We start from the raw sequence: 18,163 nt of genomic DNA on the forward strand, positions 1-18,163 counted from the left end.
GACCGCGGCTTTTAACGATTGCCAAACGCGACCGCCACCGCGAGGGACTGCCATGGCCCTAGTTCCCGGGCAGGATGTCACCGAGCGCAGCGCCGATTGCCATCGGGACGAACGCCACGGCACAGATGCAGGCAGACTCGTAGACGACTACGGGGTCAGACGACCACTCGACTAGCCCCCAGCCGGTAAGCAGCGCGACGGAGACGACGAGTGCCGTCCCGGTGACGCCGACGAGTCGCCGCGGGATGAGTCCGAAAATCGGGTTCGCCACACGAACGTCCTGAAAGTCGGCAACGTATAGAATCGAGATGACTAGCCCGATGGCGATGACCACTGTCGCGGCAAGGTACAGCGGGTGCTGGGCGATGTGCAAGCCGGCGTCGACCGTCCCGCCCTCGACAGCCATCGGAATCCCGAACAGCAGTGAGCCAAGCAGTGCCTCCGCGAGGTCGGACCGACCGAAGCCCCAGACGACCCGGCCGAAGGTCGCGGCCTCGTGGTCTTGGGAGTCCGCGGCCGCACGCATCGCGTCCCGGACCTGCTGTCGCTCGTCCTCGGAGTCGACGAGCTGCTCCAGTTCTTCGAGTTCGTCGAACAGCGTCGCGAACTCGTCGTCTTCGTCGCCCAACTCGACCGGAGGTCGATCAGTTTCACTCATCGTCGGTCAGATTCGCTGTCTCGCGTCGGTACTTCTGGGTCCGGTTCGGCACCGGTCGTGGGGGTGCCGTTTTCCCAGACGTAGAACCCCTCGCCAGCGACAGCGCCTCGCTGTCCGTCGTCGACCTTCTGACGGAGCAATGCTGGCGGTTCGAACCGCTCGTCGAGCCGGTCGGCGAGATTTTCGAGCGCCGTCAGCACCGTTTCGAGCCCGTGCCTGTCGGCGCGGACGAGCGGCCCGTCGCGGTTCGAATCACCACGCTCGAACGTCTGGTCGATGTCGCGAACTCCGGCGACGCCGTCTTCCACCATCCGAACAGCTTCGGCGATGGTCGCGAGTTCGAGGCGTAGCGCGGCAAACCCCGGCGTGTCGCGGACGATGACCGGCGACGCGTCCAGACTTTCGACGAAGCCGGCGACTCGATCGCGGGTCGCCGCCGTCGTCTGCTCGGCGATGACAACCTCGGCGATAGCCCCATCCGGCGGGTCAACGAGGTTGAGGCCGACAGCCCGGCCGGGGTTTCGCAGTCCGGTCGCCACCGCAGTCACCGACAGCGATGTGTCGCTGACGGCAATCAGCGTCTCCGCCTCGACCATCGTCTCCGTTTCGGCGACGACCTCTCGATGGGCGTCTGTCCCACCATCGGTTGCGTCGATGACGATATCGCTGCCGCTGACGGCGCTTTCGAGTCCAGTAGTCCCGTCGATACCGGCCGACACGTCCCCGTTGAGCGCGCGTCTGATATCGTCAACCCGGTCCATCACGTCGGTCGCGTCCGTCCCGCGAAGGCGCACCGCGTGGCCCGCGCGGACACAGCGCTGTGCGATATCCCGCCCCCGTTGCCCGGTCCCGAGTACGGCCACAATCATGACAGTACCACCGCGCTCCCGGGGTTAATCCTTTACGCCACTGTTTGTCATAGCCTTGTCTTCGGCCTGTACTGCTTGTTAGCTGGCTAGCTGGCCTGTGGTCCCGGCAGTACGCTTTTTTCGGCACCGGTTGTATCGCCGGCCATGGACATCGGTGTACTAACCGTTCCCCTCGGCGGACAGTCGCTCGATGAGGCACTGGCGTACCTCGACGATCTGGGCGTCGATGCGGTCGAGCTGGGGTGTGGCGGCTTCCCCGGCGACGACCACCTCGACCGTCAGGTGTATCTCGACAACAAGGAGAAGCAGGCCGAGCTGGAGGCGCTTCTCGACGAGCACGACCTCCGAGTGAGCGCGCTAGCGACCCATAATAATCCGCTCCATCCCGACGACGAGCGAGCCGCCGAGGCCGACCGGGAACTCCGGGAAGCGATTCGGCTGGCCGACCAGCTCGACGTGAACACCGTCACGGGCTTTTCCGGCCTACCCGCCGGCGGTCCTGACGACGAAGTTCCGAACTGGATTACCGCGCCGTGGCCGACCGAACACGCCGACGCCCACGAGTACCAGTGGCGCGTCGCCGACGAGTACTGGTCGGACCTCGCGGCCCACGCGGGCGCACACGATGTGGATGTCGCCATCGAAATGCATCCCAATATGTTGGTGTACGAACCCCGCGGTCTGCTCGAACTGCGCCAGCGGACGAACGACCGCATCGGCGCGAACTTCGACCCGTCGCATCTGTACTGGCAGGGCATCGACGTGACCGAGGCTATCCGCCTGCTCGGCGAACACGACGCCATCCATCACTTCCACGCCAAGGACACGAAGGTGTACGAGTCGAACGCTCGGGAGAAGGGCGTGCTGGACACTGCGCCGTATACGGACGAAGCGGACCGGTCGTGGCTGTTTCGCTCCATCGGCTACGGCCACGGGGAGTCCCACTGGAAGGACGTGGTGTCGACGCTGCGGATGGTCGGCTACGACGGCGCGCTCTCTATCGAACACGAGGACTCGCTCACCAGCGCCCGCGAGGGGCTGGAGAAGGCCGTCGACGTGCTTGACCGCGCTGTCTTTGAGACCCAGCCCGGCGACGCCTACTGGGCAGAGTGACCGATACGGCCGATAGCGCGGCGCTTTCGGGCACGTATGCTTACCCGTCGTTGTGAGAGCGGTTTCTTTATCATAGAACAGGAGATAGGAATCACAACCAATGAGTGAGGAACACGACGAGCCTAATTGGCTTGATGCAGTGCGGTTGGAACTGGAGCGGTATGAAGAGCAGTACGACGAAATCGTGCTCACTCTGGATGAGCTCTATGAGTTCTCTGAGCACCGGCTTTCTTCCCAGTTTCCGGATAACGATCATGTGAGAGCGAAGATTCGACAACAGCTCCAGCGTCTGCGTGACCAAGGAGAAGTCGAATTTCTTGATGACAAGGGCACGTATCGAATCAACGCTGGGAACGACACGCATGAAATAGACTGAGCTATATTTATCCACCAGCTGAATATCCGTCTCGACTGATCCGTCAGACCTGATTTGAATCGCTGTCCATTCGAGAGATGCATGCCGCATTGATCGGACAGGCGCTATTGGCCGTGAATGTTCACAACGACTGTTAAGTACTGTCTGTGAGATACTACGACTGGATTACCGTATCCAGTGACACCCGATGGACATCGAACTTACACACAAGCCCTCGTACACGCACGTCCGCGCCGACCTCGACAGCGGCGAATCGATACTCGCCGAACCCGGCGCGATGGTCAGCCACTCGCCAACCATCGAAATCGAAACGACGACCAGCCGAGACGGCCTCCTCAGCTCCGCCAAATCGATGCTCGGCGGCGAGTCGCTGCTCGCAAACGAGTTCACGGCCCAAGGTGGCTCCGGCACTGTCACCCTCGCGCCGCCGACGCCCGGCGACGTGCATCATCACGAACTCACCGGTGAGACGCTGTACGCCGTCGACGGGGCCTTCCTCGCGTCCGACCCCGACATCGATATCGACTCGGAGTTCGGCGGTGTCAAGTCGCTACTGGCCGGCGCGAGCATCACGCCGTTGGCGCTGAAAGGGACCGGGAACGTCCTCATCGAGGCCTTCGGCGGGCTGGAAACTGTCGAGCTCGACGCCGGCGAGTCCTACACAATCGACAACGACCACGTCGTCGCTTGGGAGGAGTCAGTCAAGTTTGACGCCCACCGTGTTGGCGGCCTCAAGTCGACGCTACTCAGCGGCGAGGGCCTCGTGATGGACTTCACCGGTCCCGGAACGGTCTGGTATCAGACGCGCGGTCTCGACTCGTTCACATCGGCTATCGCTGATGCGTTGCCCGGAACGGGTGACAACGACGGCGACGCGTCCGGTCTGGACGACTTCATCTGAATAGCCGCCGGAGAATATCCGTTTTAGGAGAGCGCTTGCGTGATATCCGTCGAGGACACCATGCCGACGTAGTCCTGATGCTCGTCGATGACCGGGAGGTGTTTGATGTCGTAGGTCGTCATCATCGCGGCGGCCTCGCCCAGTTCGAGCGAGGTCGTCACCCGCTCGACCGGCGAGGTCATCACGTCGCCCACAGTCGCTGACGAGAGATCCTTCCCGGCCGCGACGGCGTCGACAATATCGGTGGTCGTGATGATACCCGCCTGCGCCCCCGGAACGAAGATACCGTTGATGTTCTGCGCTTGCATCTGCGTCGCGGCCGCTTTGACGGTTTCGTCGGCGGAAATCGTCTCTAACGGCGTCGACATGATGTCCTCGATGCGGACGGTGGTTTCAGTGGCCATGGCGGAGCAACGCGCGCATCCGGTTTTGTCTTTTCCCTCGGTGGGGTCCGTCGCTCTGCCGTCACCCCGAGCGTTATTTCGGCCCCGAGTGAACAGGCGCATATGACACTGGATGTTGGGATGCTCGGCTATCGGTTCACGGCCACCTTTTTCCCGCTCGGGTGGCCTTCGGCCACCACTCGCGGCAAAAACGCGGTCTTGCTGAGCGGAGCGAAGCAAGGCTCGAAAGAGGAGCGACGCGAGTCTTTCGGTGGCGAAAAAGGCCGCTCGTTCGCTTCGCTCACTCGCGGTACAACTGAGGTGAAGGCATGACCCTTGACATCGGCATGCTCGGCTACCGCTTCATGGGCAAAGCCCACGCGAACGCACTGGACCGCCTGCCCATGTTCTTCCCCGAAGCACCGGCTGTCAACAAAGACGTGCTCGTCGGGCGCGACGAGGACGCGCTGGCCGAGGCAGCCGACCAGTTCGGCTTCGACCGGACCGCGACGGACTGGCAGGACATCGTCGACGAGGTGGACGTGTTCTACAACCTCGGCCCGAACCACGTCCACGCCGAGCCGTCCATCGCGGCGCTTGCGGCCGGCACGCCGACGTTCTGTGAGAAACCGCTTGCGCCCACGCTCGACACGGCCGAGGAAATGGCTCAGGCCGCCGCCGACGCTGGCGTGCCCGCTGGCGCGGCGTTCAATTACCGTTTCGTCCCGGCGATCCAGTACGCGAAGGGACTCATCGACGACGGGGAGCTCGGCGAAATTCACCACTTCCGCGGCCAGTACCTCCAAGACTGGCTGGTCGACCCCGACGCGCCGTGGTCTTGGCGCAACGACGCGGAGATGGCTGGCAGCGGGGCACTGGGCGACCTCGGTTCGCACACGGTTGATCTGGCGCGGTTCCTACTCGGCGACGCCGCCGGGGAGATAACTGACGTGAGCGGCCACCTCCGGACATTCACCGAGGAGCGCCCAGTGGAGGGGAGCGAGGACACGCGCCCGGTGACCGTCGACGACGCCTACAGCGCTCAGATCGAGTTCGAAAACGGCGCAATGGGAACGCTGGAGGCCTCCCGCGTCGCCAACGGCCACAAGAACGCCCACACCATCGAAATCGAAGGGTCGAAGGGCGCGGTGAAGTTCGACCTCGAACGCCTGAACGAGCTGCAGGTGCTCACCGAAGGCGACCGGGGCTTCCAGCAGGTGCTCGTCACGGACGCCGACGACCCGTACGTCGACCACTGGTGGCCCCCGGGCCACGTCATCGGCTGGGAGCACACGTTCGTCCACGAGAACTACGAGTTCCTCTCGGCCGTCGCCGAGGGTGGCGAACAAGAGCCGTCCTTCGCTGACGGACTCGCCGCACAGCGTGTCCTCGACGCCATCGAACGGAGCGACGAACGCGGCGAGTGGGTCAGCCTCTAAGGCCGCGAACCGAAACCCCCTTTCGGCGGCCACTGGTAGCTGGTGGCATGATATCTATCGCACTGGCCGGCAAACCGAACGCCGGCAAGTCTACTTTCTACAAGGCGGCGACGATGGCCGACGTCGACGTCGGGAACTACCCGTTCACGACCATCGACGCCAACCGCGGCGTCAGCCACGTCCGAACGGAGTGCCCCTGTCTCGACCGAGAGGAGCGCTGTGGCGACGACAACTGCCGGGACGGGAAGCGCTACGTCCCGGTGGAACTCATCGACGTGGCCGGTCTGGTTCCCGGCGCACACGAGGGGCGCGGTCTCGGGAACCAGTTCCTCGACGAGCTATCGACGGCCGATGTCATCCTCAACGTCGTCGACGCCTCCGGCGGGACCGACGCCGAGGGCGAACCCGTCGAGGTCGGCGAGCACGACCCTGTCGAGGACGTTCACTTTATCGAGGAGGAGATGGACCTGTGGCTCGCCAGCATCGTCGAGCGCAACTGGGAGTCCATCGAACGGCAGTCCCGCTCGCCGGATTTCAAGCTCGATGAGTCGCTCGTCGATATGCTGGCCGGCGTCGGAGCCTCGGAACTCGACGTGGCGCGGACGCTGCGGGACTTGGAGTACCCCGAGGACCCCATTGCATGGTCCGACGAGCACCGCGAGGCGCTGGCGACGGAGATCCGTCAGCGAACGAAACCACTCGTCGTCGTCGCGAACAAGGCCGACATCGCGCCGGAAGAGAATATCGAGGCCCTGCAGGAGGCTGCCGACGTGGTCGTCTCCGCGACGGCCGACGGCGAACTCGCCCTGCGCAACGCCGCGGAGGCCGGCGTCATCGACTACGACCCCGGCGACCCGGACTTCGATATCGTCGGCGACGTGAGCGACCAGCAACGCGAAGGACTGAACCGCATCCGCGGCATCATGGGGGAGTACGGTGGTACCGGCGTTCAGGGTGCGCTGGATACCGCCGTCTACGACCTGCTGGACCACCTGACGGCCTACCCTGTCCAGAACGAAACGCACTGGACTGACGGGCAGGAGAACGTCCTCCCCGACGCGTTCTTGCTGCGCCGCGGCGCGACGCCCAAGGACCTCGCCTACGCCGTCCACTCGGATATCGGCGACGGCTACATCCACGCCGTCGACGCCCGCGAGAACCGCCGTATCAGCGACGAAACGGAACTCGAAGAAGGGTCGGTCATCAAAATCGTCAGCGACGCGAACTGACGCGCCTGGCCCGCAACCGCTCTCTCACTGTCACTCCGGCAGCAAGTCCCGCAACGTCGCCCGAATGTCCTCACTGCCGGGGCTCTGTGGCACCTGTCCGAGTACGTCCCGTCCGAGTCGTTCCGTCGCCGCACTCACCGAAAGGGAATCCAGCAGATTCCCGTACTTCAGCGCTAGCCGCGGCGATACGTCGAACAGCAGGTCGCGCTTCCCGATGAGCGAGTGGGTTATCGACAGGACCTCGACGGCGTGACCGACGTACCGCTCTCTAGCGTCGTCGTCTCCGGAGTCAGCTAACGCGGTCAGGAGGAACCCTTCTAGTTCGTCTTCCCGGTCGTGGAGCGCGGGCGGGTCCGCGAGCATCGTCGTTCCGTCGGGCCGTTCCGGGAGCATGCTCCGGCGGGGCGCATACGAGAGGACTGCCCCGGTGGTGGGCGTGGTCGCGGCGGGCAGCGGCACTTCGAGTCGCTTCGACGGGTTCGTATCGGTGAACACGACGTGGAGGTTCGCCGGCTCGCCACGCACCGGTTCGTCCCAGCCGTCGGGGGTGTGCGCGTAGCCCCGACGGAGTGCCTCCCGTAGCGTTCGCGGAATCCGCCCGGACTCGCCCTGCAGTTCCAGATGAAGCACAACGGGGCCACGGTCGCTCTCGTCGATGAGCGACCACAGGGCCGGAAGCGCGTCCGCAGCACCAGCTGAGAGTTCGTAGCAGGCGGCGTCACGCTCTGCGGCCAGCAGTCGGGCGAGCGTGCTGCCTCGCCAGCCAGTCAGGTCAGCCACGTAGAACCACGGGAGCGCGTGTATCGGGCCGACGGCAGCGTCCCCGGCCGCCGCGTCGATAGTCGCCGGCAATGTTTCGAGATAGCTGTCGATAGTGTCTAGCTCGGACGCGAAATAATCGGTCGCCGCCGCGGGCAGATCCGTCTTCCGGCGGCGATGGTCATCGACTGAGGCCATACCAGCTGTAAGCCCGAGTACCGGAAAACGGTGGCGAGAGACTGACGGGGTGCACTGGGTCCCCCACCTCACTTTCTGTTCGTTTCCGACCGACGAAGGGAAACCCGTTTTTTGCCCCGTCCCGAATCAGGTGTATGAACGTACGGACGATAGCCGATCTGGGCCCCGACGAGCGGGCCGCCTTCTTCGACCGCGACGCCGGCGTGGATGCTGTCAGAGACGACGTGGCCGACATCGTCACACAGGTCCACGAGGAGGGTGATGTGGCCCTCCGACGCTTCGCCGAGGAGTTCGACGACGTCTCAGTAGGCAATATCGACATCACCGACGCCGCCGAGCGGGCCTACGAGGAAATCGACGACGAGGTTCGGGACGCCATCGAGGACGCCGCGGCGAACATCCGCGCGTTCCACGAGCAACAGGTCCCCGAGGACTGGCGCGGCGACTTCGAGGGGCGGGAACTGGGCCGTCGCTACCGGCCGCTTGACAGCGCCGGCGTGTACGCGCCCGGCGGGACCGCAGCCTACCCTTCGAGCGCGCTGATGGGCGTCATCCCGGCGAAGGTCGCTGGCGTCGAACACGTCGCTGTCGCCACCCCACCGGCCGACGAGGTCAATCCCGTGACGCTGGCGGCTATCCACGTCGCCGGGGCCGACGCCGTCTATCAGGTCGGCGGCGCACAGGCCATCGCGGCGCTGGCCTACGGAACTGAAACCGTGAGCGCGACGGACATCGTCGTCGGCCCGGGCAACCGCTGGGTCACGGCGGCGAAAGCCGAGGTCCGCGGCGATGTGGCTATCGACTTCCTCGCCGGCCCCTCCGAAATCATGGTCGTCGCCGACGGCGACGCGGACCCGAATTTGGTCGCGGCCGACCTCGTCGCACAGGCCGAACACGACGAGAACGCCTCGGTCGTCGCCGTTACTGACGACGAGGCACTCGCCGAGAAAGTCGCGGCCGCCGTCGACGAGCAGGCCGACGGCCGGGAGCGCGAGGCGGTCATCCGCGCCGCGCTCGACAACGATGCCTCCGGCATCTTGCACGCTCGTTCGATGAGCGAAGCGGTCCTCTTCGCCGAGGAGTACGCCGCCGAACACCTCTCGATTCAGGCCGCCGACGACGAGGCCTTGCTGGAGCGAATCCCCTCCGCTGGGTCCGTGTTCCTCGGCCCGTACAGCCCTGTTGCGGCCGGCGATTACGCTACCGGGACGAACCACGTCCTCCCGACCGGCGGGAGCGCGCGGGTCACCGGCGGTCTCTCCGTGGACACGTTCGTCCGGTCGACGACAGTCCAACGGCTCTCCGAGGACTCGCTTGACGATATTGCGGACACGATTACGACGCTCGCCGAAGCAGAGGGACTGGAAGCCCACGCTGAGAGCGTCCGCAAGCGGTTCGAGGAGTAACGCGGTTCCGGGGCCTTCTCGCCGGTCAACGCAGGACCTGTTTCTCCGTGCTGTCCTATCGGCGTCACTGTTAACACGTTCGGGCGTCCACGTAAGTGTATGAGCAGCACAGCGGACGACGGCGACCCGAACCTCGGGGGCGAGGACGTGGCCGTCACCGAGCAGGCAGCGGGAGAGGCACTGGACCTCCTCGAAAGCGAGGGAATGGATGTCGAGGAATCCGGACTTCGCTTATACGTCCAGCAGGGCGGCTGTGCCGGCCTCTCATACGGGATGCGGTTCGAACACGCACCCGAAGAAGACGATGAAGTGTTCGAGCGCAACGGGCTCCGTGTGTTCGTCGACGACGCCAGCATCGACTACATCGAGGGATCGGTGCTGGACTACGAGGGCGGCCTGCAGGGGGCCGGGTTCCACGTCCAGAACCCGAACGTAGTCAGCGAATGCGGCTGTGGCGAGTCCTTCCGGACGTAGCTACTCTTCGAGTTCGAACGCCACGACGACTTCGGCCTGATACTCGCGGCCGTCGACGCCGGCGATTTCGACGCCGAGTTCCTCCACTTCGACCCATTTGAGATTGTCCAGTGTCGCCTCCGCACGCTCGATGGCGTCGTCAGCGGCTTTGTCGAAGCTTTCCGGACTGGTCCCGATGAGTGTGATCTTTTTGAAAACCATCTGCGTGCCATTTGTTCACACGGCCTTGTCATAAAACTACGGACAGGTCACTGCGACTGCCGGTCGAGCAACGTCTCGACGTGACTGACCACGCCGGTGAGGTGTGCGGTCCCCCAGATAGCCACGATAACCGCACCGATAGCGTCGAACACGAGATCGAGCATCGTATCGCTGAGCCCGAACTGTGTCAGAATCGTGTCGTTCCCGGTTGCCGACGCGGCAAGGGTAATCGAGAACTCGATGACCTCCCAGAACACGCCGAAGGCCATCACGAACAGCAGGAGGAACACGAACATGAACCGCGAGGGAATCGAGATCTCGTCGGTGTGCTCGTCGAGCGCACGGACGGTAGTGTAGCCGACAGCGGCGACAACCGACGACGAGAGGGCGTGGGTGAAGTGGTCCCACCACCAGATGGTGACGTAGAAGTTCTCCTCGGCTCCGGGAAGGCCGACGGTGCCGAGCGCGTGGAAGAACGCCGCCGACGTGATCCAGAGGGTCAGTGCAGGGTCGAGTGCGATTCCGTAGTCCCGTTCCAACAATGCGGGGAGTTGCGTGACGAGGATGGCAACGGCCGAATTGACGATGATGCCGACGTTCCCGCGCTCGATACCGACCGCCAAGAGCCCGATGAGCGCGAGCGACAGGACTCGGGAGAGCAGCTGTTGCGTCGCTGTGCTGACCCGGAGGCGGTCACGGACTCTCATACGCCCGACTGGACCTCCTCAGGGACGCGACTGGTCCCGGCCTGCTGCCGGACGTAGTACGCGAACACCATGCCGGCTCCGATGCCGGCGATAGTCGATGCGACGAACTCCCACATCAGCGCCTCCTCGATGACGTGTTCGGACACTGTCGGGTCGAGGATGAAGGTCGTCCCGAGAAACCGGTCGGCCACCCAGCGAACGACCGCCCAGACGCCGGCGGTGGCCATCGTGGTGATGGCGACGAAAACGACGGCGAACCGGGGCGTCATCCGGACGGGCGTAAAGAGCTGGAGTTCGACGGCGAGGATGAGCGCGATGGCGGCAACCGAGAGGTAGGTCGCGAGATTGCCGGTCATCGAGAGCGTCGCAAACAGGCGGCCGACGACGGGCAGCGCCGCCAACAAGAGAATCTCCCATGGGAGCATGGCGTCTCGGTTACGCAACAGGGCCGGCGGAAACAGCGCCAGCGCCGAGACAGCGGCCGCAAACCCGGCCCACAACAGGTCGCCTTGGACAGCACTTGTCACCGAAACAGCCGCGAGCATGGCGACAATACACCACGCAGCGAGGGCGTTGACGCGCCTGTCCCGGAGCAACTGCGCTACGTCTCGGCTCATATTGCTTCGTGCGTCGCGACTGGAAAAACCCTATCGACCGATGCCGGTGGTGTGGGCTGTTCAGATAGCCCCATACGCCATGGCATACGCGAGCGCAGCGATGGTTACCGCTGCTAGGCCTGTCACGATCGTTTCCAGCCAGTCGACGTCATCACTGAAGGGTCGAGTCGGCGCCCCGACGACGCCCAGTGCGAGGACGCTGAACACGAAGTGCGCCGACCGTTCGAGCGTCGGCGCTGGCAGGAACAGGACGGCCGCCCCGTAGCCGAGTCCCAGCGCGGCTCGGGGTCGGACGAGTTCGGTCAGCGTGTATCCGCGGAGGTGGACGTACGTCCAGACGGCGAGCCAGACCGTCGCCAGCTCGATAGCGAACGCCGCCAGAAGGTGCGTGGTCGGGTCGGGGTGGAGCAGCACCCGCTCGGCGACGAGCGTCACGTCGAAGGGGTACAGGAACGGCGGCGGGCCGCCGGTGAAGAGATCACCGAACGGGTGGGTAAGCAGTCCCAGTAGCGCCAGCCCGGTCACCGTCCGAGGGCTGATCTCACGGGACTGTGCCACTGTGGCGACACCGAGCACAGCTAGGACGAACACGAGCATCACGAGTCCGGCGATAGGACCGCTGAGAACGCCAGTAAGAACAGTCAGTGCGACGCCGACGGACAGTGATGCAAGTCGCGCGGCCCGTGAGTCAGTTGCCCAGAGGCCGGCCGTGACTGCGAGTACGACCCCCAGCACGAGCGAGTGCGTCGGCCCGCGGTGGACGACGTTCGCCGTCTCCCAGAATCCGTCCGCCGTCAGGTTCTCGGCGGCCCCGACGAGCAGCCCGAACGGGGCGTAGACGATGTCAACGTCAGGAGCTGCGGCGAACAGGCCGGCAACGACGCCCAACTGGACCGCTCGCTCGCGGGAGAGTCCCAGCCACCACGCGGCGAGGGCCCCGAGGGCGAACGCAAACAGCGCGTGCCCGACGAACATACATCGAATATGGTGGCGAGAGGCTTAAACACCACGTGTGAACAGATAGCGCGGGTCCCGGGTCCGGTCAGGACTCGGATCCGACTTTCGTCCAGCGTTCTTCGATGGCCGCGTTGGCTCTGACGACAGTATCGCCGTCGACCCGGAACCGCGTCTTTCGGAGTTCGATAGCGGCTACCTCACCGGTGGTGTCGCCGGCTTTGACAGTGTCGCCGGGATTGAAGTCGGGGTCCCGGAGGAGGTAGACGCCGGCCACGGCGTCCTTGATCATCTCCGAGAGCGCGTAGGAGACGCCGAGCGCGAGGAACCCCGTCGCCGTGCCCAGCGAGGCGGCGATGGCGGTCAGGCCGACGATAGAGAGGAAGGACAGCGCCACACCAAACCACAGGAACGCGAGGACGATGACCGCGAGAAACTGCCGATAGACCGGCGATTCGCCGGGCAGCGACCGCTTCAGGACTGCTCGCACGACGAACATGATAGCTTTGATGCCGACGGCAGCGACCGCGAGAAAGACGACACCGGTTATGAGGCGCGGGAGCGCGTCGACGACGTTTGTGACTAGCTGTTCGAGCGCTCGATTGATGACACCGACTTGCACGCCGGATGGTGGGCGGAGAGCCCCCTAAGTGTTGGCGTCGGCCGGTGCGGGGGTGTCGCCGGGATGCCGGACAACCTCGTAGTCACCGTCATCGGTGACGCCGATAACGGCCCAGTCGTACGATACGTCCCGCCGGTCGAGACGGCGACTGAGGTGCGTCGCTTCGCCTGTCGGTGTGACGAAACAGCGCAAGTCGCCGCCGTCAGGTATCGGGTCCTGCGAGTCGAACACTGAGACAGTGACAACGCGCCAGTCGCGTTCCGCTCGCAGTTCGGTGCCAGTGCGCGACACGGTGTATCCGAGATCATCGAATATCGACCGGGCCTGCTCGTCAAGTGATGTGGTAACGGCCCCCATCTGAGAGTCGATACCACTGGCTATCTCATAAACGTTCCCACTAGACACGTAGCTGACAGTTCACCCGAAGAGACGACTATGGAATAAGCGGTGCTGTCGGTGGCAGCGGAAACAACAGGGCCTCTCGGTGGCCGATTCGACCTTCCTCCGAGGAAGGACAGCAGGAAATCTCAGTCGTCAGACCTGACTGTTACTCGTGGGCGGCGTCCCACTCCTCGGCCTTGCGGAGGTTCGAACAGTCGTTACAGCGGATGCGCCCCATCGAGTCCATCGCGTTGTTGAACGTCTCGCAGTTGCTACAGAAGTAGCCCCAGCGCCGCTCGCGGTCGGTGTCGCGGTAGACGACGTGAAACGCGCCTTTCGTGCCGATGTCGCCGTCGCTCCTGTCGACGTACAGCGTCTCGCCGTCGGGACCTTCGAGTGCGTCCATACGGACGCATGACGGGCCAGCGGCTAAATCACTGCGGAAACCATTAGTGGCTGGTTCCCCTGTGCTGTGGGTGTGAGTCCCCGGCTAATCCAGTACTCTGACGTGGAGAAAGCGTACGATACGCCCGAGCGAATCGGTCGGTTTGCGGGGACAGTGGCCGCGGCGGACGGTCCGGATGCTCTGGTCGTCGGCACCGGGGACAACACCGGCCCGGGGGTGCTGTCGCTGGTCACCGACGGCGAGCAGTCGCTGGACCTCTTCACCGCCTTGACGCCTGCGTTCGAGACACTGGGCAACCACGATTTCGACCACGGACTCGACGCGACGCGGGACATCATTGCCAGATCCTCCCAGACGTGGCTGACGGCGAACGTCGAGCAGGACGGTGAGCGCTTTGCCCGACGATTGACCCGGGCGTGGGCGAGTCGGACCGTCGACGGACAGCAGATAGGCTTCGTCGGCGTGACCAGCCCCGATACGGCGTCGGCAAATCCACAGGCGACGACGCTGACGTTCACAGACCCCTTCGAGGCCGTCGCCGAGGCTACCACAGCGCTTCGAGAAGACGGAGCCGACGTTGTTGTCGTGCTCTCTCACCTTGGACGTACTGACGAGAAACTAGCTCGAACCTGCGACGTGGACGTTATTCTCGGCGGGCACGTCCACGAGCGCCGCATCGACCGCGTTGCCGGCACGCTACTCACCAGACCGGGGGCTAACGGCAAGACCGTCGTCGAAGTGGATCTCGGCGGGGCCGAACCGACTGCGCAGTTCCGTGAGACAGCTGACGGTCCCGTCGACGACCGCGTTGCGGCGGCCATCGAGGACAGGCTTTCCGCGGCAGGGCTCGACGAGGTCGTCGGGCACGTCGACAAGCCGCTGGACCGGAGTCGGGCGACGACCTACGGCGGCGAATGTCGCCTCGGAAACCTCGTCGCGGACGCGTACCGGTGGGCGACAGGCGCGGACGTGGGTCTCCAGAACAGCGGCGGCCTCCGGAACGACACGGTCCCGCTGGACGGGGCGCTGACGGTCGCAGATATGGTTTCTATCGTTCCTTTCGAGGAACCCTTGACTGTCGCCGAACTGACGGGCGCGGAGCTTCGGACGCTGTGTCGACAGGGTAGCGGGCGACAGGTCGAGTTCGGTGAACCGGACTGGTGGCACGCCCATCTCAGCGGCGTCGAACTGGTCTGGAACGACGACGCGCAGGCTATCGAGCGACTACGGGTCGACGGGCGACCGGTCCAAGACACCGAGACGTACACGCTCGCGACAAGCAACTACCTCTACTACACAGCGCTTGAGTTCCCAGTCCTGACGAGGTCACACCGGGTCAGCGTCGCTGACGTGCAGTACGAGGCGCTGGCCGACTACGTCCGGGAGACGGATATCGCTCCGACTGTCGACGGACGGCTCATTCGTCGCTAGCGATTTAAACCTCGGCACGGTACATCTCGCCGATGCCACAGCTCGTCGTCCCAGTCAGATACCCGCTCTCGGAGAACTCCCGGGCCACGCTTGCGGAGGCCATTCAGATCGCCGACGAGGAAGACGCGGACCTCACTGTCTTGCATGTAAATCTCTACCAGAACAGCCACCGGGTCGACCGGACGGAACTCAAACGCGCCGTCGAGCAGTCCTTTGGCCACGTTCCGCGGACGCGGTACGTCGTCCGGTCGGGGATGCTTGTCGAGGAAACGATTCTCGACGAGGTCGCCGCACAGGACGCCGATATCGTTGTTATCGGGAGCAAACAGGCGAGTCGCTGGCGGCAGATGATCCGTCGTCTTGTCGACGATCCCGATGTCGAACAGTTTCTCCGCGAGGAACTCGACTGTGAAATCGTCACCGTCGAACCGGATGCCCAGTCCAGCCGTCACTCGTCGGCGAGTTCGTCAGGGTCCTGATGAGGTGGGACGGGCGAGTCTCCAGTGGGCGTGTGGGTCCGGTCAATGCCGTCTAGGCCACCAAGTCCGTTGTTGAGTGAGACGTTCATTTCCCCACTGGTGTCGTCGAAGTACAGGTGTGAGTGTGGGTAGGCGATTTCCACGTCAGCATCTTCGAGCCGTCTCCAGACGTTCGTCTGGACCGCTGAGCGTGCAGCGAGCAGTTTGTACGGTTCGGTCACCCAGTACCGGAGCGTCAGCAACACGCCGTGGTCGGCGAAATTATTGATATACACCGTCGGCGAGGCGGGATACCGGGCCGCACCGACGCGGATGTCCGGCCCGCCAGAGATGACGTTGTCCACTTCTCGGGCCGCCGCTTCGATGAGGCTCCGCGCGGCGGCGATGTCACTCTCGTACGTGACCAGTACGTCGAGCGAGAGTCGTGTCCGTGAGTCTTCCGCCGAGTAATTGATAACATCCCGCTGGCGAATCTCCCCGTTGGGGATGACGAGAAACGTATTGTCGAGCGTGAACATCTTCGTGTGTCTGAGCGTGATGTCCTCGACGAACCCGCGTTGGCCAGTGTCTGCGAGTTCGATCATATCACCGATCTCGTAGGGCTGGTCGGCCAGCAAGAAGACGCCGGAGATCAGGCCCCCGAGAATCGGGGCCAGCACGACACCAACCACGGCAGAAAACACAGTAACTGAGAGTGCGATATCACCCAGTTGCAGACCATAAATGCCCAGAATGGTCAGCAACGCGAAAATGTACACACCGGCGCGGATGCCGCGCAGCACCGTCCGAGTGAGACTTGGCCGCCGGAACTGCTGAGCGACGCGTCGGCCGAGAAGGCGGACGAGAATTCGGGAGACGACGACGGCAAGCGCGATGACGACAAGTGATTCCCCGATATTCACGACCCACATCGGGATATCGAAGGGCAACAGCCCGCCGATGTCGGTTGCCACTTCCGTTGTGACCTCGGTTGCGGCTTCGGTCGGTGTCGGAGTGGGTGTCCGCAACGGCCAGACAGGGCCAAAACGCATGACAGGGATTCGACCCTGCCACGAGAAAAGGATTCCCCTCCCGAACTACTTAGCCCCCTCATCCAGTCTGAAGTCATATGTCTCGCGACGACATTTCCGTGGTCGTTTCAGACGACCGGCCACCAGTCGATACACTGGCAGTCGGTGTCTCTGAGTACGGTCTCGCCGCCCTCACGGCCGTCGATTATCTCGCCGACCAGCACTCGATGCGAGAGGTCGGCCATTTGCGGACGCCGGGACCGCCGTTCATTACCCCATTCGAGAACGGAACCCCGAGACATCACACACGGCTGTATGTCGACGAAGCGGCGTCGGTCGCCGTCTTAGTCGGCGAACGGTTCGTGCCACCAGCCCAAGCCAAGTCGCTTGCCGAGGCAATCGCGACCGCCGGGAGAAAACTGGACGTTTCGAACATTACGATGCTCACCGGCGTCCCCATCGCGCACGGTCCGGACGACCACGCCCCGTTTTACATCGCGACGCCAGCGTATCAGGACGCGTATCTCGACGATACCGACATCAGGCCGATGGGCAGCGGGTTCCTCGACGGACTGAGTGCGGAGCTTGTCACCAGAGGTATCGATGGCTCGCTGCCGACCGGCGTTTTCACGACGCCGACACATCCGCAAGCGCCCGATGCCGCGGCCGCAATCAGACTGCTCACCGCGCTGAAAGAGACCCATGCGATCGATATCGACACCGGTCCGCTAGAGGCCTTTGCCGCGAACATCGAAGCCCACTATCAGGCACTCGCTGAGCGGATGGATGCCGCCGATTCCGAGCGAATTTCGGATGACCGAATGTACATGTAATAGCCAAAATATGGGCCATATCTCCACATTTTCGGGGAGTAAAACTATACTAGTCCCACATTGTGCGTGAACAATCAAACATTCCGGCGACACCTTTTTCAGCCTACAGCGCATTCTTTTCTCTGATGACCTCCACCGAAATCTACACGACCAGCGCGGTCGATTCAGACCCACCACCACAGTCGCGGTCCAAGACATCGCTGTTCTGCCCCGACTGTGGTCACGAGAGCGCAGTGACGGGCGACTGGACGGCCGAAGGGACCGAGAACAGTTTGCAGCTCCGGTGTCCGGACTGTGACACTGTCGTCCAGCAACGGTAGGACCGCTACGTAATTACGTTTGATCTTCTGTCGACGAGGAACTTCGGGAATTCTCAGCAGGCGCATTCACTGTGATGAACTCAACGGCGAGATACACTATTGAGATGATGGCCAGTATGAGCAAGTAGCTCGCTTCTTCGGGACTCTGTAGACTCACTCCAACAGCGGCAAGGGTCGAAACGAGTACGGCGGTACACCGACGAATTGTCTGACGGAGGAGGGCAGTGTCGTCCATACGTGGCTTCTTCACTGCCAGCAACAAGAACCTTCTACCCACTCTCCGCAGGAACATCCCGACGGACAAGCCCTGAGTGGCGACTGTAGCCGCTGTACTGACTGTTTCAGATCGGGTGTGCCAGTAGCCCCGTCTCACACTCGTTTGCCCGAGCATTCTCCT

25 protein-coding genes are annotated in these 18,163 nt (G+C 63.7%); 12 read left to right on the forward strand and 13 right to left on the reverse strand.

The window, feature by feature from the left end:
* Positions 1 to 58 precede the first annotated feature (58 nt).
* Positions 59 to 658: a DUF2391 domain-containing protein gene (locus tag Har1129_RS01240; RefSeq protein ID WP_151098996.1), complete on the reverse strand. Its 600-nt coding sequence runs from the start codon at positions 656 to 658 to the stop codon at positions 59 to 61.
* On the reverse strand, positions 655 to 1,527 hold the full coding sequence (locus Har1129_RS01245) for a 3-hydroxyacyl-CoA dehydrogenase family protein (protein WP_151098997.1): 873 nt from the start codon (positions 1,525 to 1,527) through the stop codon (positions 655 to 657). The genes Har1129_RS01240 and Har1129_RS01245 overlap by 4 nt, the downstream gene beginning before the upstream one ends.
* Before the next feature lie 144 nt (positions 1,528 to 1,671).
* On the opposite strand from Har1129_RS01245, the gene Har1129_RS01250 reads away from it, so the two are divergent.
* The 3 genes from Har1129_RS01250 to Har1129_RS01260 all read left to right on the forward strand — a co-directional run bounded on the left by Har1129_RS01250 (position 1,672) and on the right by Har1129_RS01260 (position 3,917).
* Positions 1,672 to 2,640, forward strand: a complete 969-nt coding sequence (locus tag Har1129_RS01250; protein ID WP_151098998.1) for a sugar phosphate isomerase/epimerase — start codon at positions 1,672 to 1,674, stop codon at positions 2,638 to 2,640.
* Positions 2,641 to 2,740: 100 nt separating this feature from the next.
* Positions 2,741 to 3,016 (forward strand): hypothetical protein, encoded by a 276-nt coding sequence (locus Har1129_RS01255; RefSeq protein WP_151098999.1) that lies wholly within the window; start codon positions 2,741 to 2,743, stop codon positions 3,014 to 3,016.
* Between the two features lie 187 nt (positions 3,017 to 3,203).
* Positions 3,204 to 3,917, forward strand: coding sequence for a TIGR00266 family protein (locus tag Har1129_RS01260; protein WP_151099000.1), 714 nt, complete (start codon positions 3,204 to 3,206; stop codon positions 3,915 to 3,917).
* Between the two features lie 23 nt (positions 3,918 to 3,940).
* On the opposite strand, the gene Har1129_RS01265 is transcribed toward Har1129_RS01260, so the two are convergent.
* Positions 3,941 to 4,321 (reverse strand): cyclic nucleotide-binding/CBS domain-containing protein, encoded by a 381-nt coding sequence (locus Har1129_RS01265; protein ID WP_053968484.1) that lies wholly within the window; start codon positions 4,319 to 4,321, stop codon positions 3,941 to 3,943.
* Between the two features lie 102 nt (positions 4,322 to 4,423).
* On the opposite strand from Har1129_RS01265, the gene Har1129_RS01270 reads away from it, so the two are divergent.
* From Har1129_RS01270 to Har1129_RS01280, 3 genes are read left to right on the forward strand one after another with little or no spacing between them, the layout of a single operon-like run.
* Positions 4,424 to 4,633, forward strand: coding sequence for a hypothetical protein (locus Har1129_RS01270; RefSeq protein WP_151099001.1), 210 nt, complete (start codon positions 4,424 to 4,426; stop codon positions 4,631 to 4,633).
* Complete coding sequence (locus Har1129_RS01275) at positions 4,630 to 5,739, forward strand: Gfo/Idh/MocA family protein (RefSeq protein WP_151099002.1); 1,110 nt, start codon at positions 4,630 to 4,632, stop codon at positions 5,737 to 5,739. Before Har1129_RS01270 ends, Har1129_RS01275 begins: the two co-directional genes overlap by 4 nt.
* Positions 5,740 to 5,786: 47 nt before the next feature.
* On the forward strand, positions 5,787 to 6,968 hold the full coding sequence (locus tag Har1129_RS01280) for a redox-regulated ATPase YchF (RefSeq protein WP_151099003.1): 1,182 nt from the start codon (positions 5,787 to 5,789) through the stop codon (positions 6,966 to 6,968).
* A gap of 30 nt (positions 6,969 to 6,998) precedes the next feature.
* On the opposite strand, the gene Har1129_RS01285 is transcribed toward Har1129_RS01280, so the two are convergent.
* Entirely contained in the window at positions 6,999 to 7,925 is a 927-nt protein-coding gene (locus Har1129_RS01285) for a hypothetical protein (RefSeq protein WP_151099004.1), read from the reverse strand.
* Between the two features lie 134 nt (positions 7,926 to 8,059).
* Between Har1129_RS01285 and hisD the strand changes: the two genes are divergently transcribed.
* Together hisD and Har1129_RS01295 are read left to right on the forward strand one after the other, a co-directional pair.
* A complete protein-coding gene (hisD, locus tag Har1129_RS01290) occupies positions 8,060 to 9,331 on the forward strand; it encodes a histidinol dehydrogenase (RefSeq protein ID WP_151099005.1) in 1,272 nt (423 codons plus the stop codon).
* Between the two features lie 99 nt (positions 9,332 to 9,430).
* Entirely contained in the window at positions 9,431 to 9,805 is a 375-nt protein-coding gene (locus Har1129_RS01295; RefSeq protein WP_004516609.1) for an iron-sulfur cluster assembly accessory protein, read from the forward strand.
* On the opposite strand, the gene Har1129_RS01300 is transcribed toward Har1129_RS01295, so the two are convergent.
* From Har1129_RS01300 to Har1129_RS01330, 7 genes are all read right to left on the reverse strand, one after another.
* Positions 9,806 to 10,006: a dodecin gene (locus Har1129_RS01300; protein ID WP_151099006.1), complete on the reverse strand. Its 201-nt coding sequence runs from the start codon at positions 10,004 to 10,006 to the stop codon at positions 9,806 to 9,808.
* Positions 10,007 to 10,053: 47 nt separating this feature from the next.
* Positions 10,054 to 10,713: a hypothetical protein gene (locus Har1129_RS01305; protein WP_151099007.1), complete on the reverse strand. Its 660-nt coding sequence runs from the start codon at positions 10,711 to 10,713 to the stop codon at positions 10,054 to 10,056.
* A complete protein-coding gene (locus tag Har1129_RS01310) occupies positions 10,710 to 11,330 on the reverse strand; it encodes a hypothetical protein (protein WP_151099008.1) in 621 nt (206 codons plus the stop codon). The genes Har1129_RS01305 and Har1129_RS01310 overlap by 4 nt, the downstream gene beginning before the upstream one ends.
* A gap of 60 nt (positions 11,331 to 11,390) precedes the next feature.
* Entirely contained in the window at positions 11,391 to 12,305 is a 915-nt protein-coding gene (locus Har1129_RS01315) for a metal-dependent hydrolase (protein ID WP_151099009.1), read from the reverse strand.
* A 67-nt stretch (positions 12,306 to 12,372) separates the two neighbouring features.
* The gene (locus Har1129_RS01320; RefSeq protein WP_151099010.1) at positions 12,373 to 12,906 is read right to left on the reverse strand and encodes a mechanosensitive ion channel domain-containing protein; all 534 of its coding nucleotides are present in this window, start codon (positions 12,904 to 12,906) and stop codon (positions 12,373 to 12,375) included.
* A 24-nt stretch (positions 12,907 to 12,930) separates the two neighbouring features.
* Positions 12,931 to 13,263 (reverse strand): hypothetical protein, encoded by a 333-nt coding sequence (locus Har1129_RS01325; RefSeq protein ID WP_151099011.1) that lies wholly within the window; start codon positions 13,261 to 13,263, stop codon positions 12,931 to 12,933.
* A gap of 190 nt (positions 13,264 to 13,453) precedes the next feature.
* On the reverse strand, positions 13,454 to 13,693 hold the full coding sequence (locus Har1129_RS01330; protein WP_151099012.1) for a DUF5816 domain-containing protein: 240 nt from the start codon (positions 13,691 to 13,693) through the stop codon (positions 13,454 to 13,456).
* Positions 13,694 to 13,765: 72 nt separating this feature from the next.
* Between Har1129_RS01330 and Har1129_RS01335 the strand changes: the two genes are divergently transcribed.
* Positions 13,766 to 15,124: a bifunctional UDP-sugar hydrolase/5'-nucleotidase gene (locus Har1129_RS01335; protein ID WP_151099013.1), complete on the forward strand. Its 1,359-nt coding sequence runs from the start codon at positions 13,766 to 13,768 to the stop codon at positions 15,122 to 15,124.
* Positions 15,125 to 15,156: 32 nt separating this feature from the next.
* On the forward strand, positions 15,157 to 15,603 hold the full coding sequence (locus Har1129_RS01340; protein ID WP_151099014.1) for a universal stress protein: 447 nt from the start codon (positions 15,157 to 15,159) through the stop codon (positions 15,601 to 15,603).
* Here the strand turns inward: Har1129_RS01340 and Har1129_RS01345 are convergent.
* Positions 15,573 to 16,634, reverse strand: a complete 1,062-nt coding sequence (locus Har1129_RS01345) for a mechanosensitive ion channel family protein (protein WP_151099015.1) — start codon at positions 16,632 to 16,634, stop codon at positions 15,573 to 15,575. The genes Har1129_RS01340 and Har1129_RS01345 overlap by 31 nt on opposite strands.
* Before the next feature lie 77 nt (positions 16,635 to 16,711).
* Here Har1129_RS01345 and Har1129_RS01350 point away from each other — a divergent pair, with 77 nt between their 5' ends.
* Together Har1129_RS01350 and Har1129_RS01355 are read left to right on the forward strand one after the other, a co-directional pair.
* The gene (locus Har1129_RS01350) at positions 16,712 to 17,446 is read left to right on the forward strand and encodes a proteasome assembly chaperone family protein (protein ID WP_151099016.1); all 735 of its coding nucleotides are present in this window, start codon (positions 16,712 to 16,714) and stop codon (positions 17,444 to 17,446) included.
* Positions 17,447 to 17,571: 125 nt separating this feature from the next.
* Positions 17,572 to 17,766, forward strand: coding sequence for a hypothetical protein (locus tag Har1129_RS01355; protein ID WP_151099017.1), 195 nt, complete (start codon positions 17,572 to 17,574; stop codon positions 17,764 to 17,766).
* A gap of 13 nt (positions 17,767 to 17,779) precedes the next feature.
* On the opposite strand, the gene Har1129_RS01360 is transcribed toward Har1129_RS01355, so the two are convergent.
* Positions 17,780 to 18,001 (reverse strand): hypothetical protein, encoded by a 222-nt coding sequence (locus tag Har1129_RS01360; protein WP_151099018.1) that lies wholly within the window; start codon positions 17,999 to 18,001, stop codon positions 17,780 to 17,782.
* Positions 18,002 to 18,163: the final 162 nt, after the last annotated feature.

It is taken from the genome of Haloarcula sp. CBA1129, assembly GCF_008729015.1.
Classification (GTDB): domain Archaea; phylum Halobacteriota; class Halobacteria; order Halobacteriales; family Haloarculaceae; genus Haloarcula.

Coding starts and splice junctions, on each gene's coding strand:
- Har1129_RS01240 (WP_151098996.1), bottom strand. CDS start 658: ATGAGTGAAACTGATCGACCTCCGGTCGAGTTGGGCGACGAAGACGAC.
- Har1129_RS01245 (WP_151098997.1), bottom strand. CDS start 1,527: ATGATTGTGGCCGTACTCGGGACCGGGCAACGGGGGCGGGATATCGCA.
- Har1129_RS01250 (WP_151098998.1), top strand. CDS start 1,672: ATGGACATCGGTGTACTAACCGTTCCCCTCGGCGGACAGTCGCTCGAT.
- Har1129_RS01255 (WP_151098999.1), top strand. CDS start 2,741: ATGAGTGAGGAACACGACGAGCCTAATTGGCTTGATGCAGTGCGGTTG.
- Har1129_RS01260 (WP_151099000.1), top strand. CDS start 3,204: ATGGACATCGAACTTACACACAAGCCCTCGTACACGCACGTCCGCGCC.
- Har1129_RS01265 (WP_053968484.1), bottom strand. CDS start 4,321: ATGGCCACTGAAACCACCGTCCGCATCGAGGACATCATGTCGACGCCG.
- Har1129_RS01270 (WP_151099001.1), top strand. CDS start 4,424: ATGACACTGGATGTTGGGATGCTCGGCTATCGGTTCACGGCCACCTTT.
- Har1129_RS01275 (WP_151099002.1), top strand. CDS start 4,630: ATGACCCTTGACATCGGCATGCTCGGCTACCGCTTCATGGGCAAAGCC.
- Har1129_RS01280 (WP_151099003.1), top strand. CDS start 5,787: ATGATATCTATCGCACTGGCCGGCAAACCGAACGCCGGCAAGTCTACT.
- Har1129_RS01285 (WP_151099004.1), bottom strand. CDS start 7,925: ATGGCCTCAGTCGATGACCATCGCCGCCGGAAGACGGATCTGCCCGCG.
- hisD (WP_151099005.1), top strand. CDS start 8,060: ATGAACGTACGGACGATAGCCGATCTGGGCCCCGACGAGCGGGCCGCC.
- Har1129_RS01295 (WP_004516609.1), top strand. CDS start 9,431: ATGAGCAGCACAGCGGACGACGGCGACCCGAACCTCGGGGGCGAGGAC.
- Har1129_RS01300 (WP_151099006.1), bottom strand. CDS start 10,006: ATGGTTTTCAAAAAGATCACACTCATCGGGACCAGTCCGGAAAGCTTC.
- Har1129_RS01305 (WP_151099007.1), bottom strand. CDS start 10,713: ATGAGAGTCCGTGACCGCCTCCGGGTCAGCACAGCGACGCAACAGCTG.
- Har1129_RS01310 (WP_151099008.1), bottom strand. CDS start 11,330: ATGAGCCGAGACGTAGCGCAGTTGCTCCGGGACAGGCGCGTCAACGCC.
- Har1129_RS01315 (WP_151099009.1), bottom strand. CDS start 12,305: ATGTTCGTCGGGCACGCGCTGTTTGCGTTCGCCCTCGGGGCCCTCGCC.
- Har1129_RS01325 (WP_151099011.1), bottom strand. CDS start 13,263: ATGGGGGCCGTTACCACATCACTTGACGAGCAGGCCCGGTCGATATTC.
- Har1129_RS01330 (WP_151099012.1), bottom strand. CDS start 13,693: ATGGACGCACTCGAAGGTCCCGACGGCGAGACGCTGTACGTCGACAGG.
- Har1129_RS01340 (WP_151099014.1), top strand. CDS start 15,157: ATGCCACAGCTCGTCGTCCCAGTCAGATACCCGCTCTCGGAGAACTCC.
- Har1129_RS01345 (WP_151099015.1), bottom strand. CDS start 16,634: ATGCGTTTTGGCCCTGTCTGGCCGTTGCGGACACCCACTCCGACACCG.
- Har1129_RS01350 (WP_151099016.1), top strand. CDS start 16,712: ATGTCTCGCGACGACATTTCCGTGGTCGTTTCAGACGACCGGCCACCA.
- Har1129_RS01355 (WP_151099017.1), top strand. CDS start 17,572: ATGACCTCCACCGAAATCTACACGACCAGCGCGGTCGATTCAGACCCA.
- Har1129_RS01360 (WP_151099018.1), bottom strand. CDS start 18,001: ATGGACGACACTGCCCTCCTCCGTCAGACAATTCGTCGGTGTACCGCC.